The organism is Streptococcus pseudopneumoniae IS7493 (assembly GCF_000221985.1).
GTDB classification, from domain to species: domain Bacteria; phylum Bacillota; class Bacilli; order Lactobacillales; family Streptococcaceae; genus Streptococcus; species Streptococcus pseudopneumoniae.
Genome location: NC_015875.1, coordinates 784,069 through 802,573, shown reverse-complemented (window position 1 = coordinate 802,573; position 18,505 = coordinate 784,069). Strand labels below are relative to the sequence as shown.

The window sequence follows — 18,505 nt, the reverse complement described above, 5'->3', positions numbered from 1 at the left end:
ATGCCCCCTTCTATTTTTCTTTTCTTGAGGTTAAAATCTGAACCCCATCTCGTCCAGCAACGATTACTTTATCCACCATTTGGTTGAATAAACCGTGTTCTACGACACCAACGACATGATCCAATTCTTGTCCGAGAGCAATTGGATCTTCGATGACATCCAAGTCAAGGTCAATGATAAAGTTCTGCATATCGGTCACAAAACGTTGGCCATCTTTTTCACGGAAGCTTGGTTTGTAGCCAGCTCGTTCAAAATGACGAAAGACCTGCTCTGCACCATACTGAACCACTTCTACTGGCAATTTAAAAGCACCTAGTTTTTCGACCAGCTTGCTTTCATCCACCACCCAAATGTATTCTTTTGATGGTGTTGCGACCACCTTTTCCATGAGAAGGGCACCACCACCGCCTTTAATTCCATTAAACTGACTATCCACTTCATCCGCGCCATCAACCGTCACATCGACAAAGTCTACTTGGTCAATAGACTTGAGCGGGATATTAAGGCCTTCTGCCTGTTTAGTGGTCACACTAGAAGTTGTTACAGCTGTAATCTGCAATCCTTCTTCCTTGATACGACGACCGATTTCTTCTACAAAATAATAGGCAGTCGAGCCTGTTCCAAGTCCAACGACCATTCCATCGCTCACGAACTCAGCAGCCTTGATACCTGCCATTTTCTTCAGATTTTCCACCGATTTACCTCCATCATTCTCAGTTCTTATTCTACTATGAAATCGCTTTTTATTCAAGTAAAAAGATCAAATTTACATTTTTTATCAATCTTTCTTTGAAAACATGCATTTTATTTTTATAAAACGAATAAAAATGAATTTATCTTTTATGTATTTGCTTTGTTCATCTCTTTCCAGTTCCAAAAACAAGACCTTAACTTTGATACGTCTAGTTTAGCATTAAAGCAGGCGCATTTCAAGAATCATAAATTAAGAGAAGGAAGTGGGTTTATCTATCTATTTTAAACAAGTTTATCTTTGCTTACCCTCTCTTGTTGACAAATAATTTTCATTACTTTAGGAATACAATTACTAATCTCCGTTGGCAAAACCACATACTGTTCTTGAGCTAGTTCTTGGGCAATAGCTGAATGAAGATGGGTCGCTACCGTCACACATTCGTAGAGACTGGCCTGTCGGAATTGGCCTGCAAATCCTGCAATCATTCCAGCGATAGTATCTCCCATTCCCCCAGTCGCCTGATAGGGACCACCAACCTGTAACTGGTAATAATCAGATTGGCTAGCTTGCCAAATACGAGTAGCCGGACCTTTCTCCACCAAAATTGTTCCTTGAGGAAATGAAGTCAGGGCACTAGCTGTTGCATCTTCCTTTTGCTTTTCAATAGCAATACCAGACAGCTTTTCCCATTCTTTTTGGTGGGGAGTTAGGATAAGCTGGTTAGACGGAAACGACAAACTTGTCCTAGCAAGAATGGTCAGGGCACCACCATCTACAATCAAAATCTGATTCTGTTTTAAGCTAGCAAAGACCTGTTTGACTAGATCTTCTCCAAAAGCATCGTCTCCTAAACCAGGTCCCAGCAAGACAACTTCTGCCTTCTCCAACTGCTCTTTTAACAATTGCTTGTCTTGAAGAGAAAATGCCATAGCCTCAGGTAAATGGCTGTGCAGAGCTGGAATATTTTCCCTGTCCGTTCCAACGGTCACCAATCCTGCACCACTCTTAACAGCAGCTAGTGCAGCCATAATGATAGCACCTCCATAAGGATAAGTGCCACCAAGCAGCAGCAGACGACCATGGTCTCCTTTATGACTTGTACGAGAACGTTCAATAATAACTTTTTCTAGTAAAGTTTGATCAATCACTTTCATCGTTTTTTCCTCTCGCTTTTATTATACAACAAAAAGGAGGCGCAGACCTCCTTTTGTAATCTTATATCTAAAATTTAATACTCATTTCTGCCATTTCAGATATAGCTATAGAAAATACACTCTCTTCAGCGATTTTTCTCTTATTTTCTATCCAATGTCCGAAGTGCTGCCTGATAAGTTTGCTCCATTAGCATGGTAATGGTCATAGGGCCTACACCTCCAGGAACTGGTGTGATGTGGCTAGCAAGTGGGGCAACTGCCTCATAGTCAACATCTCCACAGAGCTTCCCATTTTCATCGCGGTTCATACCGACATCAATGACAACCGCACCTGGTTTGACAAAGTCAGCAGTCACAAACTTGGCACGACCAATTGCGACCACAAGAATATCTGCTTTTGCAGCCACCTTGGCAAGATTATGGGTGCGTGAGTGGGTCAAGGTCACTGTTGCATTTTTGGCCAAAAGAAGCTGGGCCATGGGTTTTCCAACGATATTAGAACGACCGATGACGACCGCATTTTTACCTTCCAATTCAATCCCATATTCATGAAACATTTCCATAATTCCTGCAGGTGTCGAAGGAATCATAACTGGATGTCCAGACCAAAGACGTCCCATGTTTAGGGGATGGAAACCATCCACATCCTTTTCTGGGTCAATGGCCAACAAAACCGCCTCTTCATCAATGTGTTTTGGTAATGGCAACTGGACCAAAATCCCATGCCAAGCTGGATCTTGATTGTATTTGGCAATCAAGTCTAACAATTCCTCTTGAGTAATGGTATCTGGAACTCGCACTACTTCGCTACGGAAACCAGCCGCAAGAGCTGACCTCTCCTTGTTGCGAACGTAGACTTGGCTGGCAGGATTATCTCCCACCAAAATCACTACCAAACCAGGCACTAGACCTGTTTCTTCTTTTAGTTTTGCAGTCTTTTCAGCCAACTGTCCTTGTAATTTAGCTGCTAAAGCCTTCCCATCAATAATCTGTGTCATATCACTTCTCTTTTCTTTCAAATATCTTCCATTATACCAAAAACTGCCAGCACCCTCTAACACTTCTTTCCTAGGCTATCCTATAGTTTCAAACTATAAGAAAAAGCTCTGGTTGAGCTTTTCACTAATCTTGTCTTGAAATTTTAAAATAGATTATAAAACCTTACTCAAGAAATCTTTAGTCCGTTGTTCTTGGGTTTGTTCAAAAATCTGTTCTGGTGTTCCATCCTCAACAACCACACCGTCTGCCATAAAGATGACACGGTCTGCCACCTCACGGGCAAATCCCATTTCATGTGTTACGATAACCATGGTCATTCCTGATTTGGCTAGATCTTGCATAACAGCCAATACCTCACCTACCATTTCAGGATCCAAGGCTGAAGTTGGCTCGTCAAAGAGCAAAACATCTGGTTCCATGGCCAAACCACGTGCTATGGCAATCCGTTGTTGCTGTCCACCTGACAAACTCTGTGGATAAGCAGTTGCCTTATCTGGTAAACCAACTTTTTCCAAAAGTTCCTGAGCTCTCTTCTCAGCAACTGCCTTGCTTTCACCTTTGGTCCTGATAGGTGACAAGGTGATATTTTCCATCACAGTCATATTAGGAAAGAGATTGAATTGTTGGAAAACCATCCCCATCTTCTCACGCATGGCAAACAGGTCATTCTTCTTGTCCGTAATATCGACTCCCTCAAAGATAACCTTTCCTTTAGTTGCTTCTTCCAACAAATTCATAGAGCGAAGCAAGGTAGATTTCCCGCTCCCTGAAGGACCGATGATAACGACAACTTCTCCTCTTTTAATCTCGAGGTTGATGCCCTTCAATACTTCATTCTTTCCAAATGATTTATGTAAATTTTCAATTTTTATCAAGGTTTCTGTCATTATTTCTTATCTCCTTGTCCCATACGTTTTTCAAAAGCTTTCAAGGCTACGGTCAAAATAGAAGTCATAATCAAGTAATAAAAGGCTGCAAATAAAAGTGGTGTTAAAGGTAGATAGGTTGTTGTAGAAACTGTTGTAGCTCCGTTCCACAACTCCATGACACCGATAGCTGATAAGAGGGAGCTATCCTTGATAATGGTAATAAATTCGTTCCCCAATGCTGGCAAAATATTTTTGATTGCTTGTGGCAAAATCACATAGCGCATCGCATTTTTAGGACGAATCCCTAGCGAATAAGCCGCCTCTAGCTGACCTTTTGGAACTGCATTGATTCCAGCACGAACAGTCTCAGAAACATAAGCACCACTGTTCATAGAGATAATCAAAATCCCTGGAATCAGACGAGAAAGATCAACACCTAAAATTCCAACCTGAATAGTCGGAGCATTGATATGCATAAGAGCAAAGGCAATCATAATCTGAACCATCATCGGTGTCCCACGGAAAATCCAAACGTACAAGTTGGCCAGCCAAACAAGCGGTTTAAACTTTGAACGTTGCCCAAAAGCCAAGACAACCCCCAAAATGGTTCCCAAAAAGACAACACAGATAGAAATGAGAACCGTCACAACAGCCCCATAGTTAAAATAAGGTAAATACTTAGGTAAAAAAGAAAAATTCATAGTCACACTGCTTTCTAAAATAGAATACTGTATGATTATAACGTATATTGAATTAAAATTCAAATCTTTTATCCAATTTATTTAAAAATCTTTAAACTAGCAGAATTAGCGAGAAATTTTAGTTTTTTTCTAGTCAAGTTGGCCTCCTTTATGGTAAAATAGTAACGATAAGAAATGAAGGAGAATCAAAATGGAATCACATTTGGTTAGAATCATCAACCGCCTTGAAGCAATGGCAAACGATGGCGGAAATTTAAAACGTAATTTTGAACGTGAAGGAGTTGTTGTTGCAGAAGTTGCGTACAGCCACGACGAAGAAAACGGCTCAATCTTTACCCTTCGTGACGTAGAAGCTCGCGAAACGTATACGTTTGATAGCATTGACTTAATTGCAATGGAGATTTACGAACTTCTCTACTAATCTAAAACAAGCTGGGATTGTCCCTGCATGTCTAACCAAAATCCTTTTTGTCTCACAAATAGGATTTTTTTATAGTCCAAATTCACAAAAATTTTCATTGTAACAACTTTTCAAAGCTGCAATCTTTTTACTTGCTTTACACCCCAATCCTGTTATAATGAGAGTATAGGAATTTGACTATTTTTGACCTTTAAACAGATCAGGATAAAGAAAGAAATGAGGTAGATGTATGCTTTGTCAAAACTGTAAAATCAACGACTCAACAATTCATCTTTACACCAATCTCAATGGAAAACAAAAACAAATTGACCTCTGTCAAAACTGCTACAAGATTATCAAAACAGATCCTAACAATAGCCTCTTCAAAGGTATGACGGATCTGAACAATCGTGACTTCGATCCCTTTGGTGATTTCTTCAATGATCTAAACAATTTCAGACCTTCTAGCAATACTCCTCCTATTCCCCCAACCCAATCAGGTGGAGGTTACGGTGGAAACGGCGGTTATGGTTCCCAAAATCGTGGATCTACTCAAACTCCGCCACCTAGCCAAGAAAAAGGCCTGCTGGAAGAATTTGGTATTAATGTAACTGAAATTGCCCGTCGTGGAGACATTGACCCCGTTATTGGGCGCGACGATGAGATTATCCGTGTCATCGAGATTCTCAATCGTAGAACCAAGAATAATCCTGTCCTTATCGGTGAACCTGGTGTCGGAAAAACGGCCGTTGTCGAAGGTCTAGCTCAGAAAATTGTCGATGGCGATGTGCCACATAAACTCCAAGGTAAACAAGTCATCCGTCTGGATGTGGTTAGCTTAGTTCAAGGAACGGGGATTCGAGGACAATTTGAAGAACGCATGCAAAAACTCATGGAAGAAATTCGCAAACGTGAAGACATCATCCTCTTTATCGATGAAATCCATGAAATTGTTGGTGCTGGTTCTGCGAGTGATGGTAATATGGACGCAGGAAATATCCTCAAGCCAGCCCTTGCTCGTGGAGAACTGCAACTGGTCGGCGCTACTACCCTCAATGAATACCGTATCATTGAAAAGGATGCTGCCCTCGAGCGTCGTATGCAGCCTGTCAAGGTTGATGAACCAACCGTGGAAGAAACAATCACTATCCTCAAAGGGATTCAAAAGAAATACGAAGACTACCACCACGTTCAATATACCGATGCTTCGATTGAAGCAGCTGCAACTCTTTCCAATCGTTACATCCAAGATCGCTTCTTACCTGACAAGGCCATTGACCTCCTAGATGAAGCTGGTTCTAAGATGAATTTGACCTTGAATTTTGTAGACCCTAAAGTCATTGATCAGCGCTTGATTGAGGCTGAAAATCTCAAGTCTCAAGCTACACGAGAAGAAGATTTTGAAAAAGCCGCCTACTTCCGTGACCAGATTGCCAAATATAAGGAAATGCAAAAGAAAAAGGTCACAGACCAGGATACTCCAATCATCAGTGAACAAACCATTGAGCATATTATTGAGCAGAAAACCAACATCCCTGTTGGTGATTTAAAAGAGAAAGAACAATCTCAACTCATCCATCTAGCCGAAGATCTCAAGTCTCATATTATTGGCCAAGATGATGCAGTCGATAAGATTGCTAAGGCTATTCGCCGTAATCGTGTCGGTCTTGGTACGCCTAACCGTCCAATTGGAAGCTTCCTCTTTGTCGGACCAACTGGGGTCGGTAAGACAGAACTTTCCAAACAATTAGCTATCGAACTCTTTGGTTCTGCTGATAGTATGATTCGCTTTGATATGAGTGAATACATGGAAAAACACAGTGTGGCTAAGTTGGTCGGCGCTCCTCCAGGTTATGTTGGCTATGATGAGGCTGGTCAATTAACTGAAAAAGTTCGCCGCAATCCATATTCTCTCATCCTTCTCGATGAAGTGGAAAAAGCTCACCCAGATGTTATGCACATGTTTCTACAAGTCTTGGACGATGGTCGTTTGACAGATGGGCAAGGACGGACCGTTAGCTTCAAGGATGCCATCATTATCATGACCTCAAATGCAGGTACAGGTAAGTCTGAAGCCAACGTTGGATTTGGGGCTACTAGAGAAGGACGTACCAACTCTGTTCTCGGTGAACTCGGCAACTTCTTTAGCCCAGAGTTTATGAACCGTTTTGATGGCATTATCGAATTTAAGGCTCTCAGCAAGGATAATCTCCTTCAGATTGTCGAGCTCATGCTAGCAGATGTTAACAAGCGCCTCTCTAGCAACAACATTCATTTGGATGTAACTGACAAGGTCAAGGAAAAGCTGGTTGACCTAGGTTATGATCCAAAAATGGGAGCACGCCCACTTCGTCGGACTATTCAAGACTATATTGAGGACGCAATCACTGACTACTACCTTGAAAATCCAAGCGAAAAAGACCTCAAAGCAGTTCTGACTAGCAAGGGAAACATTCAAATTAAGTCTGCCAAAAAAGTTGAAGTAAAAACTTATGAAAAAGAAGTATAAATCCTATAGAAAAGGAGTAGAAAATGAAAATTTTCTGCTCTTTTTACTAAAATAACTATAAGTTCTTGACAGCTCTGCCTTTGTCCATTATGATAATAATAAAGATACTAGATAATGAGGAAAATGCAATGGCAAACCCAACTTTCGGAGAAAAAAAAGCAAATACAGACTATGTTGCACGCTATGGAGTGTATGCAGTTATCCCTGACGCTAAACAAAAACAAATTGTTCTTGTTCAAGCACCTAATGGCGCTTGGTTCCTACCAGGTGGCGAAATTGAAGTAGGTGAAAATCATCAGGAAGCCCTAAAGCGTGAATTGATTGAAGAGCTTGGTTTCACAGCTGAAATTGGTACCTATTATGGACAGGCTGATGAATACTTCTACTCTCGTCATCGTGATACCTACTACTACAATCCTGCCCACCTCTATGAAGCGACTTCTTTCAAAGAAGTGCAAAATCCACTAGAAGACTTTAATCATATTGCCTGGTTCCCTATTGACGAGGCTATCCAAAATCTTAAACGTGGTAGCCATAAATGGGCCATCCAATCTTGGAAAAAACAGCATAAGATTGACTAATACTCTTCGAGAATCTCTTCAAACCACGTCAGCGTCGCCTGACCGTAGATATGGTCACTGACTTCGTCAGTCTTATCTACAACCTCAAAACTGTGTTTTGAGCAACCTGCGGCTAGCTTCCTAGTTCGCTCTTTGATTTTCATTGAGTATAAATCAAGCGACTTTATTCAAAAAGTGCTATAATAGAATTAGAAAATCGGAGGAAATATTATGAAGCTTATCAATACGACAAACTCACACTCGCAACTTGTAAAAAATCAGCTAGAAAGTACCGATGCAACCCTTGTTGAGGTTTATTCTGCAGGGAATACAGATGTTATTTTTACCCAAGCGCCGCTTCACTATGAAATCCTCATCTCAAACAAACACCGTGCTATTCGTGAGCCTGAAATCGAAACCATTCAAGAATTTTTCTTGAAACGTAAAATTAATAAGGACTCTATTGATGAAGCCAATATCAAGACACTCTACTCAGAGAAATTAATTGGAATTTCAATCCCAATCCAGTGAGGAAATTGAGTAAAAACTCTACTTGAGCGAAAGTCCAATAAGTCTTCCCACAATAAAACGCATAGTATTGAGGTACACTCGCTATTATGCGTTTTTATATAGTAGATTGAAACTATAATAGTACACCTCTACTTCTAAAACATTGTTAGAAATCGGTTTGACTGTCCTGATCGATTTGTCCTATTCTTATTTCATTTTATAGTCATTTAGTTTTAAAAAGCATTCCAAACATTCAAAAATAGTTGGAACTTCCCTTAATAAATCCGTCACTTTCTTTTTCAAGATAGCCCATGCTTGCTCAATAGGATTCAAATCTGGTGAATAAGGTGGTAGAGGTAAGAAAAAGTGTTTATCTTGGATGCAGAGTTCATCCAAAATGTTCTTGGTATGAAAACTAGCATTGCCCGGAATCTAATGCTCGCTGTTTAAAATCTGTACTATATGCCATAGCTTTATTATAACATGCTTGTTTGAAACTAAGCAACTATACTATAATTTGAATCCTTTTGCTCACGATACTACTATAGAAATCAAGCATGAGTAAAACCAGTGGAACTTACCCTGACACGGAATTCCACTGGTTTTTATGATTTTTCTCAGACTAACTTCCAATTCTACTAGCGGTGGAACTTACTTTGGGAATTTAGCTTGTATTCTCTACTCACTTTTTGAAAAAGTTACAAGTCCAATAACTGACAACAAGAGAGAAATTCCAGAAATACTTAGCATAATAGAAATCATGTTATTCTCACCAGTGGCTGGTAACTGTTTTCCTTCTTTGATGACTGTAGCTAAAAGCACTTGTTGATCACTTCCAGCTAGTGTTTTATTCTCATGCTTAGCTTCTATATTGGAATGATGTATTGTAATTGATGTAGCTTTCTCAATTTTATCATTGCTAATTGAAGGCTTAATAGTTGAGACTTGTCTATTTTGACTTACTAATTTAACAGGTTGCACTTGAGAAACTGGCTTGATCGTTACAACTGGTTTAGCTGGAATAACTGGATTAACTGGTGCAACTGCTTTAGTTGGATCAACCGGCTTAACTGGTACAACTGGTTTGGTTGGAATCTCTACTTTATTAGCCTTAAGTTTTACAACCGTTTCTTTTAGAGCTTTGATTACTTCATTAATTTCTTCTTGACTAGCTTCTGCATTTTCCAAAAGTAGCTTAGCTTTGTTGAAAATAAGATGATATGCATCTTTCTCCTCTTTGCTAGCTGTCAAAAATCTTGGATCTTTTTCTTGGAACTTCACTTCATCCTCGATAACATTCTTTAGGCTCATAAAATCTGTTTCTTTCCCATTCAGCTGGTCTTGAGCTTGCAAGAAAGTGGTCAACAGACGGTCAATTTCATCTTGAGTTATCAAATCTTTTGTAATTAATAATGCCAAGAGTTTAAATTCACGATCATATTGACCTTTGCGTTCTTGATCAGAATTTATATATTTACCTTTTTTAACTGTCTCAGCATATGCTTTAATGGCATTCTTCAATGATGTGATATCAGATTCCTTACCATCCAATGTTTGCATAGCAGACTCTAAAGCCTTAACAATTTGGTCAATTTTATCTTGGTTAAGTTTACTTCCCAATGCTAGTTGCGCATCTTTGACACTTTGCTCAAACATCTCTTTTAAATTCTGTTTTGTATTATAATATCTTGGAGTTTTAACTACTTCCATTTGTTTATTTAAAGCTGCAATCAGAGCTAACTTAGAAACAACTGAAAGTGACAAAACATTATTTTTACCAAACAGAACTTTAAATGGTTGAAGATTATCAAGTAATTCATAACCGTTTGACAGATTTACAAGAACTTTATATTCACCAGTAACCACTTTCTTACCATAAGAATGTTTACCATATGTTTCAGCTGGCAAGACTTGACTCTGACCGTCTTCACCTACTAAAGTAATCATTGTAGTTCCAGGAACAGCTTGATTAAAGCCAACCGTTACTGGGGCATATTTCATTTTGTTAGCCAAGAAGGTAATAGTTTGAAAACTATTTTCTTTCGTTAAATCAAATTCCTTAGATAGAGCACTCACAAATTTCAACTCTGTACGATCATAGCTAAAAATTTCTGCAACATAATGCCCAAATTTCAAGAAATTAGTATCTTTTGACTTATCAACGGTTACATATTGACCTTCGCTATTTTTAATGCGATAAACATAAGTTGTATCAATCTCATCATTGGTTTTATTGTTTAGTATAGCAATTTTTACACGACCACTATTTTCTTCACCTACAAGATCTTTGAGAGATATAAAATCTACATTTCCCGCAAAGTCTTCCACATAATAGAAGATTTTCGATTTATCAATGTTCTTAGGAAGTGTATAACTACCATCTTCATTTTGTTTGATAATCTGATACTGTTCGATTTCTGAATCTGCCGCCTCTCTATTTTCAGAAGGACGAATATAAAAGACTTTTTCTAGAAGAATTCCGCCATTTCCGACATCCTGAGGTTTACGAGCTATAAATTGTTCTTGATTTTTTTGAGAACGAATATATCCCGAAGTAATCAGAGGTTTTTGTGTATCGATTTGAATTTTAAATATTGTGTATTGTTCTTCAGCTCCAGGGACATCTGGCTTATAACTAATAACATAGTCATAAATTCCATCAGAGACTCGATTTCCATTAGAATCCTGTCCTCCCCAAGCTGTTTTATCTACAATGTAACTTCTTGGATTTCTAGTATCGCCATCAAAATAATTTTTCACAAGGTCTGTTGGACGACTTTGCCAAATAGGCTGACTGTGTGTTGTATCCGAAGAATCATAAACAGTTGCACGAAGATTTACCAAGTTTCTATAGACAAGAGTTTTAAATTGAACAGAATCTTTATTACCATCATCGTTCGGCGAGATAGCAAGGCGAACATTACCCTTTTCATCTAATTGAAGATGGTATTTTCCTTCATCATCTTGTTTCACTCCGAGTACAGTCACTCGATTTCCTTGACGCTCTGCTTTTAAAACATTTACATCATTTTCAGAACTTGTTAAATAAGTTACATCGTCTGAAGGTGAAATTCCTGGATTATCTTTATCAATTTCAGAGTAAAATCCACTGTTTCCTTCCTTAATCAATTGATAAATTGGTTTTTCAATTGCAGGTAGATTTTGGAATTCTCCCTTAAATCCCATAAATGGTAAACCAATAACAGAACCATCATCTGCAGGATTGACAAATCTAACAAATCCTTCTAGAAAATAACCATTTGGCATTATTTTGCTAAGTTCTTCAGTAAACTTACTTGTATCTACACTAACTGTTACTGTCTTCGTACTATGAGCTTTCACAGTTACTTCGGGCCAAACTGTTTCAGTTAGTTTTCGTGGACGGAGAGTGAATTTTCCTTCTTCAACTTCGTCCGTATTTGTATTTACAATCATCTTCAATGTTCGGTCTTTATCCGAAATATTATGAATTGTAACTTCAAAGGTAAATTTATCACCAACATTACCAAGAGTAACACTTGGATAATTATTTGCACCTGTTACAAATAGATCTGTGCTTGTTGCCGCCATCGTGTCAACTACGCCAGCACCTTGGTGACGTGGAGAAGTATAGGCTCCAGTTTGTTTATTAAAATGTGGTTTTGCAGTAGACATAATTAAAGCTTTTACAATCTCTGAAATTTGACTAGCTGATAATTCAGGATGTTTCTTTGCTAAATATTCTTTGACTAATGCTGCGACACCAGCTACATGAGGGGCCGCCATACTTGTTCCACTTATACTTCCATAACTATTGTCGTTAAATGATGAATAGATATTTCCACCAGGTGCAGTAACATCTGGTTTCAATTGTCCATCTGTTGTAACTCCCCAACTTGAAAAATCTGACAATTGGTCTGCAACATCTGATTTACGATTATCCATCTTGTGATTAAAGACAATTTTATACTGACCAGACTTAAGAATTTCACCATAATATTTTGAAATAAAGACAGATGGGATTTTCTTAGCATCACCTGTAACAGACATACTAACATTTGCACCTTCAACGTTGTTATAAATTAAAACTCCAGCTGCACCGTGTTGAAGAGCATTTTTAATCTTATCAGAGAAATGGATTTTACCACGTTGAATCAGTGCTAACTTACCTCTTACATCAATATTAGCAAAATCTTCTTCACGACCAATACCCGTTGCTACATATTCGTATTCTTTCCCTTTTTCAAAATCTTTTTCTGTTTCAGGTCTATTAAAATCAAACTTACCATAATCAAGGGTAGCGTCATTTTCTAAACCTTTTACTTCAAAGACTTCAGTAGTTAGAATTTTATTATTAATCGAAGCAACAGAAATTGAATCTTCTACTGTAGAGGGATTTCCGACGAGACCATAATCAGGATTTTCTGCTAATGGTTGTGAAAAACCTCTACCGAAAGTATTGCTATTACCAGCAGCAATAACAACAGATACTCCTTTAGTGCGTGCTCTTTTTACTGCTTCAATAATATCTGAACCCGCATCTACAGTTGAACCCGCACCTGCACCCAAACTCATATTGATCACATCCGCACCTAACGCAACTGCGTCATCAACGGCTTTTACATAGAGGGCAGAGGCTGTAGTTTTATCTCTATCTGAAAAAACTCTCATAAACATAATTTGAGCTTCTGGCGCCACCCCATAAACCTTCTCAGAATTCGGGGCTTTATTAACTGGATTTCCAGCTACAATACCAGTAACGTGCATTCCATGAGACTCTTTTTCAGCCTCTTTTATATTATCAGTTCCATCAAAGTAATCATAAGCATATACTACCTTGTCACTGTACCATTTTCCATAGTCAATACCGGCAGCTTTTTTAGCTTTTTCGATATCATCCTGATTTTTAAATTTCGCCTTTGACGGATCAGAAATACGCAGAACTTCATGATTCAAATCAAGGCCTGAATCTATAACAGCGACTACAGTTCCTTGCCCTTTGTGTCCTGCTTCCCATGTTTTAGGGACAGTAATCATTTCATTACTGGAGATACTATTTGGCTTTTCTTTATGTCCACTTTGAGATAACGACTGTGATTGTGAACTTTCGGAAGAAGAACTTCTTTCTACTGCTGATTCTTCCTTCTTCTCTTCACTTTTTATAGCAGTCTTTTCTTTCTGTGTGATTACATTCTTGTCTGACTTATTATCTCTATATTCTATAGAATCATCTTGTTTTACTGACGCTGTCGCTTCTGTTTTTTCCTTTGAAGAAGAATCTAGAGCATTCTTGTCAGCCGTGACTGACGGTGCGAGCTTATTTGAATCATCTAATTTATTAATTATTACTGCATGTGTAACTTGATTGGATGTTTCAAATTTCCCCTCAGCAGCACTAACCTGTACTGAAGCAAATCTGCATGCAAAGACCGATAGCAGAAAAATCGTTGCTATTTGGTACTTTTTATGACAAAAATCTTTGCAGTCTCCCATAAAATCACTCCTTTTTATTTAAATTAAAAGTATTATATCCTAAATTATCTGAAAATTCTATCAAAAACTTATTTTGTAACAAAATTGTAATATTAATCACTCTTCTCATGTAATTTAAACATAAAGAAATTTAATCTCGATTAATACAAGACTAAATTTCTTTATTAAATAATTACTTTCCATTCAATTACTCATTAAGCAAAAACCTTACTAATCACGGTCATAGAATAGTTCATGTGCTTTTATAGTAGATTGAAACTAGAATAGTACACCTCTACTTCTAAAACATTGTTAGAAATCGATTTGACTGTCCTGATCGATTTGTCCTATTCTTATTTCATTTTACTATAATCGTGAATTAAGCATTTCAGGAACTGTGACAAACGTAACCGTACAATAACGAAGTCTATTGAAAAATCTCCAGATTAGTGAACTTAGCGATAGTTCCTAATCTGGAGATTTCTTATTTTCACCTTTCTTGTACAACTTTAGTCCATGGTAAATAAGCCTCTAAAACCTCTTTGTTTACGAGAGTTTCCTCGTTTGGAAGACATTCTAGAAGATAGGATAGATATTTCTCGCTATGTAATTGATGACGTTTAGCTGTTTCCAACAAGCTCATAATAATAGCTCTTGCTTTAGCTCCTTCAAAACTTTGAGAAAACAACCACCCTCGCTTTTTAAAATTTAGCTTAGGCTAAAAGAGTCCACTGGACTCTTTTACTCCGTCCCATTTTAGCGTGACTACCACGCTTTGTTCTATCTTTCTTCATATTTAAATAATATCAAAACCAAGCATTAATTTCAATGATAAATAAGTAAACTCATGGCTTTTGAGTAAAGAAAAAAGCTTAGAATGAACTAAGCTTTTTAAAAACGAATCGTTTCACGTGTTTTCTCATATGAGGTAACAAAGCGATTGGTTACACCAGGCTCTGCCACTTCCAATGCTTGAGAAATCTTGTCAAATGAAGCGTGATAATCAAATTCTTTTTCAAAAATATCTAAAGCTTCGTTAAATGCTTCTTGAATGCGTTCATCAAATGAGCGATAGCGGTTAGAATATTGCAAGAGTTGCTCTGTCAAAGTTGCATATTGTACAATATTATAAGTTTCCGTTTCTAAAGCTTCCATATCATTCGTTGCAATTTCAAGAACTCGGGTAACAGATTCAATGTTAATCATTTTTTGTTCTAACTCAACCATTAAATCCTCGGTATTATTGCTTGCCGTAAAGAATAACTTCAAGAAAGTTTGTGGAATACCTGGCAGATTGCGTTTTTCCATGTATCGCTTGATAGTATGGAGACGATTGACATAAACATTGGCCTTTTGACGTGCATTAATATCATCTTTCTCAATTTGTGTCAGGCGCTCACTAACTGAAATTTGCTCATCTTCAATATCTTTTAGTTGAGTTTGTAAATCCTCAAGATTTTCTTCAAGAACTGAATAAGCTTGGGTTGGCTCTTCTTGATTTGAAGTTACCTCAACAATAGCTGCCTCAAAACTCTCTAATTCTGTCTGAATACGACGAACATGGCTTGCAACTGTCTCAGGAAGTAAATAGGTCTTGTTCAAACGTGCAATATCTTCTCCCAATAAAGTATTATTCTCTTTCATATGTTGAAGGTAAGTTGGAAGAGTTGCAAGTAGATTTTCCACTACTTTCTGAGCAGCAATTTCTCGAGTAAAAATATTATACAAGGCATTGATTTCCTCTTGTGCCTGTCCATTCTCATATTCGGCATTATCCAATTCCAACTGACGAATATTCTCTTGGTTTTTCTTGAATGCTTCATAAAGCAAGTGGAAACGTGCTTCAATATCCGTTTCAACAAAATGATAATTAGCATCTAAGAGCTTACGATAACCATCTTCTAAATCTTCTAGTTGATCTGGTAGCTCTTTAGATAATGTTGTTACAATTGCTGGTATACGATCAACGATATGTGTCAAAGCCAAGATATGATTTTCAGCATTATCCAAAATCACAGCAGCTTCCACAGGGTCACCCGATGAATTCAAGGTTACAAATTGTGAAAATTCAGATTGGATATTTTCTAATTGTTTTTCAATTTCATCCAAGGCTTGACCATACTGTTCTGAATTTTCAGCAACTCTATGCTGAAGTTCCTCAAATAAATCCAAAGCATGAAGAACACGACCACTATTTTTAGATTCTTGCTTCTCTAAGTCTGCCAAAGCATTGCGAATTTCAGCAATATCTTCTTCAATCAAAGTAATTTGACTCTCAATTTGGTCAATTTGATGACTGGCCTTGAGAAAACGAAATGAATGGTTATAGCCTTCTGCTTCAAAGAGATTATTTTCAATATCGGCAAAAGAGTTGAGAGATAAATCGACCCATTTTTGATTCCATTCACGGAAAGCCACTTGACTTTGTCCAATCAAGTGCATATTTTTTACAGCTTCCACTTCATCATTTACTGGAAGATTGTATAGTTCTTCTTTTCTTTCTTCTAGCGCCTCTAATCTCCCCTCGTTTCGCTTACGTAGAAAGATTGCCACTACATAAGCCAGAACTAAAATGACTGCAATTGCAACCATTAAATAAATTAGTTGTCCATTAGACATATCAAACTCCTTTTTTACTTGAAACAATCGTAACGATTATATCATATTTTTTAGACCAAGGGAACTACTTCTCCCTATTTTTTAGACATCAAGTGTACTATAGACAGCATTTTCTTCGATAAACTCACGACGAGGCTCTACTCGATCCCCCATCAACATATCAAAGATTTTATCTGCTTCTGCAGCATCATCTACAGAAACTCTAGCCATCAAGCGATGTTCGGGATCCATGGTTGTTTCCCACAGCTGATGATCGTCCATTTCACCTAGCCCCTTATAACGCTGAATAGTCGGTTTGGTACGACCTTCACTATAACGGGCTAAAGCTTCTTGGAGTTTGATTTCTTGATCTGCACCCGGCTGGATATATTCTTTAATCTCGCTTCCAACCTTGACACCATAGATTGGTGGTTGGGCAATATAAACATAACCAGCTTCTAGGATTGGTTTCATATAACGATAAATCAAGGTTAAAAGAAGGGTACGAATGTGGGCTCCATCGACATCGGCATCAGTCATCAAAACGAGTTTTTGGTAACGGGCTTTCGAAACATCAAATTCTGCGCCAAACCCTGTTCCCATCGCTGTAAATAGACTACGAATCTCTTCGTTAGCAAGAATCTTATCCATGCTAGCTTTTTCAACGTTCAAAATCTTACCGCGAATTGGAAGGATAGCCTGAAACTCACGATTACGACCAGATTTGGCTGATCCACCAGCTGAGTCTCCTTCGACGATGAAGAGTTCTGTTTCAGCAGGATTGTTAGAAGAACAGTCTGCTAGTTTCCCTGGAAGGTTGGAAATTTCCAAACCAGATTTTTTACGAGTGACTTCACGCGCACGCTTGGCAGCCACACGAGCCTTGGCAGCCAAAATCCCTTTTTCCACGATACGCTTGGCAATCTGTGGATTTTCCATGAGGAAATCGGAGAAGGCTTCACTGAAGAGGCGATTGGTAATCTTGACCACTTCGCTATTTCCCAATTTGGTCTTGGTTTGTCCTTCAAACTGTGGATTTGGGTGTTTAACTGAGATAACTGCAGTTAATCCTTCGCGGACATCTTCCCCAGTTAAATTATCTTCATTGTCTTTCAGTAACTTATTCTTACGAGCATAATCGTTGATAACACGTGTCAAGGCTGTACGGAAACCTTGTTCATGCGTTCCACCTTCATGGGTATGAATATTATTGGCGAAACTCATGACATTTTCATGGTAACCAGTTGTGTACTGCATGGCTACCTCAACTGTGATATCATCCATCTCACCGTCTGTATAGATTGGTGTATCAAAGATTACATCCTTGTTCTCGTTTATATATTCAACGTAACTAGCAATCCCACCTTCATAATGATAATGCTTGGTTTGTTCCAAACCTTCACGCTTATCTGTAATTGAAATTTGAAGACCGCGATTTAGAAAGGCCAACTCTTGAATCCGTTTATTTAATTTATCAAAATCAAAGATTGTTGTTTCAGTGAAGATTTTTGGGTCCGGTGTGAAGTGAACAGTTGTTCCTGTTTTATCCGTATCTCCAACTATTTCAAGATCTGCGACAACATGACCACGACGGTATTCTTGGTAATGAATCTTACCATTTTTGTGAACATGAACGTCTAATTGAGTTGAAAGGGCATTAACGACTGATGACCCTACTCCGTGAAGACCACCTGAAACCTTGTATCCGCCACCGCCGAACTTTCCTCCAGCGTGAAGGACTGTAAAGACGGTCTCAACAGCAGGACGGCCTGTTTTTTCCTGAATATCGACTGGGATACCACGCCCATCATCGACAACAGTAATCGAATCATCTGGCTCAATAAAAACTTGAATATGGCTGGCAAATCCTGCCAGGGCCTCATCAATTGAGTTATCAACAATTTCCCAGACTAGATGGTGAAGACCTTCTTTTGAAGTTGACCCGATATACATTCCTGGACGCATACGAACAGCCTCTAAGCCCTCTAAAACTTGAATTTGACTGGCATCATAATCCTGTGCCTGCAGATTTTTGATTTCTTCTGTCATCTTATTCCTTT

13 protein-coding genes and 2 pseudogenes are annotated in these 18,505 nt (G+C 38.3%); 4 read left to right on the top strand and 11 right to left on the bottom strand.

What is annotated here, in order from left to right:
- Positions 1-10 precede the first annotated feature (10 nt).
- From rpiA to SPPN_RS04115, 5 genes are all read right to left on the bottom strand, one after another.
- Complete coding sequence (rpiA, locus tag SPPN_RS04135; protein WP_000429302.1) at positions 11-694, bottom strand: ribose-5-phosphate isomerase RpiA; 684 nt, start codon at positions 692-694, stop codon at positions 11-13.
- 281 nt (positions 695-975) lie between these two features.
- Complete coding sequence (locus SPPN_RS04130; protein ID WP_000863090.1) at positions 976-1,848, bottom strand: NAD(P)H-hydrate dehydratase; 873 nt, start codon at positions 1,846-1,848, stop codon at positions 976-978.
- Between the two features lie 140 nt (positions 1,849-1,988).
- On the bottom strand, positions 1,989-2,846 hold the full coding sequence (locus SPPN_RS04125) for a bifunctional methylenetetrahydrofolate dehydrogenase/methenyltetrahydrofolate cyclohydrolase (protein ID WP_000192087.1): 858 nt from the start codon (positions 2,844-2,846) through the stop codon (positions 1,989-1,991).
- Between the two features lie 153 nt (positions 2,847-2,999).
- Entirely contained in the window at positions 3,000-3,734 is a 735-nt protein-coding gene (locus SPPN_RS04120) for an amino acid ABC transporter ATP-binding protein (RefSeq protein ID WP_000140962.1), read from the bottom strand.
- Positions 3,734-4,417 carry an amino acid ABC transporter permease gene (locus SPPN_RS04115; RefSeq protein WP_001011642.1) on the bottom strand — a complete coding sequence of 228 codons (684 nt, stop codon included), beginning with the start codon at positions 4,415-4,417 and terminating at the stop codon, positions 3,734-3,736. The genes SPPN_RS04120 and SPPN_RS04115 overlap by 1 nt, the downstream gene beginning before the upstream one ends.
- Positions 4,418-4,607: 190 nt before the next feature.
- Between SPPN_RS04115 and SPPN_RS04110 the strand changes: the two genes are divergently transcribed.
- The 3 genes from SPPN_RS04110 to SPPN_RS04100 all read left to right on the top strand — a co-directional run bounded on the left by SPPN_RS04110 (position 4,608) and on the right by SPPN_RS04100 (position 7,907).
- Positions 4,608-4,838, top strand: coding sequence for a DUF1797 family protein (locus tag SPPN_RS04110; RefSeq protein ID WP_000443574.1), 231 nt, complete (start codon positions 4,608-4,610; stop codon positions 4,836-4,838).
- Positions 4,839-5,067: 229 nt separating this feature from the next.
- Positions 5,068-7,326, top strand: a complete 2,259-nt coding sequence (locus SPPN_RS04105; RefSeq protein WP_000882535.1) for an ATP-dependent Clp protease ATP-binding subunit — start codon at positions 5,068-5,070, stop codon at positions 7,324-7,326.
- A gap of 128 nt (positions 7,327-7,454) precedes the next feature.
- Positions 7,455-7,907: an NUDIX hydrolase gene (locus tag SPPN_RS04100; protein WP_000013081.1), complete on the top strand. Its 453-nt coding sequence runs from the start codon at positions 7,455-7,457 to the stop codon at positions 7,905-7,907.
- On the opposite strand, the gene SPPN_RS13830 is transcribed toward SPPN_RS04100, so the two are convergent.
- Positions 7,904-8,050 (bottom strand): hypothetical protein, encoded by a 147-nt coding sequence (locus tag SPPN_RS13830; protein ID WP_000693567.1) that lies wholly within the window; start codon positions 8,048-8,050, stop codon positions 7,904-7,906. The two genes, SPPN_RS04100 and SPPN_RS13830, sit on opposite strands and share 4 nt — an antisense overlap.
- A 67-nt stretch (positions 8,051-8,117) precedes the next feature.
- Here SPPN_RS13830 and SPPN_RS04090 point away from each other — a divergent pair, with 67 nt between their 5' ends.
- Positions 8,118-8,417: a DUF1827 family protein gene (locus SPPN_RS04090; protein ID WP_000767185.1), complete on the top strand. Its 300-nt coding sequence runs from the start codon at positions 8,118-8,120 to the stop codon at positions 8,415-8,417.
- A 186-nt stretch (positions 8,418-8,603) separates the two neighbouring features.
- Here the strand turns inward: SPPN_RS04090 and SPPN_RS13150 are convergent.
- The 5 genes and pseudogenes from SPPN_RS13150 to gyrB all read right to left on the bottom strand — a co-directional run.
- Positions 8,604-8,819 (bottom strand): annotated as a pseudogene (locus tag SPPN_RS13150) (transposase); the annotation flags it as partial.
- Between the two features lie 255 nt (positions 8,820-9,074).
- Positions 9,075-13,868: a S8 family serine peptidase gene (locus SPPN_RS04085; protein WP_000502033.1), complete on the bottom strand. Its 4,794-nt coding sequence runs from the start codon at positions 13,866-13,868 to the stop codon at positions 9,075-9,077.
- Between the two features lie 469 nt (positions 13,869-14,337).
- Positions 14,338-14,547: pseudogene (locus SPPN_RS04080) on the bottom strand (IS66 family transposase); the annotation flags it as partial.
- A 191-nt stretch (positions 14,548-14,738) separates the two neighbouring features.
- On the bottom strand, positions 14,739-16,466 hold the full coding sequence (gene ezrA / locus SPPN_RS04075) for a septation ring formation regulator EzrA (RefSeq protein ID WP_000064832.1): 1,728 nt from the start codon (positions 16,464-16,466) through the stop codon (positions 14,739-14,741).
- An 81-nt stretch (positions 16,467-16,547) separates the two neighbouring features.
- Positions 16,548-18,494 carry a DNA topoisomerase (ATP-hydrolyzing) subunit B gene (gene gyrB / locus SPPN_RS04070; protein WP_000134037.1) on the bottom strand — a complete coding sequence of 649 codons (1,947 nt, stop codon included), beginning with the start codon at positions 18,492-18,494 and terminating at the stop codon, positions 16,548-16,550.
- Positions 18,495-18,505: the final 11 nt, after the last annotated feature.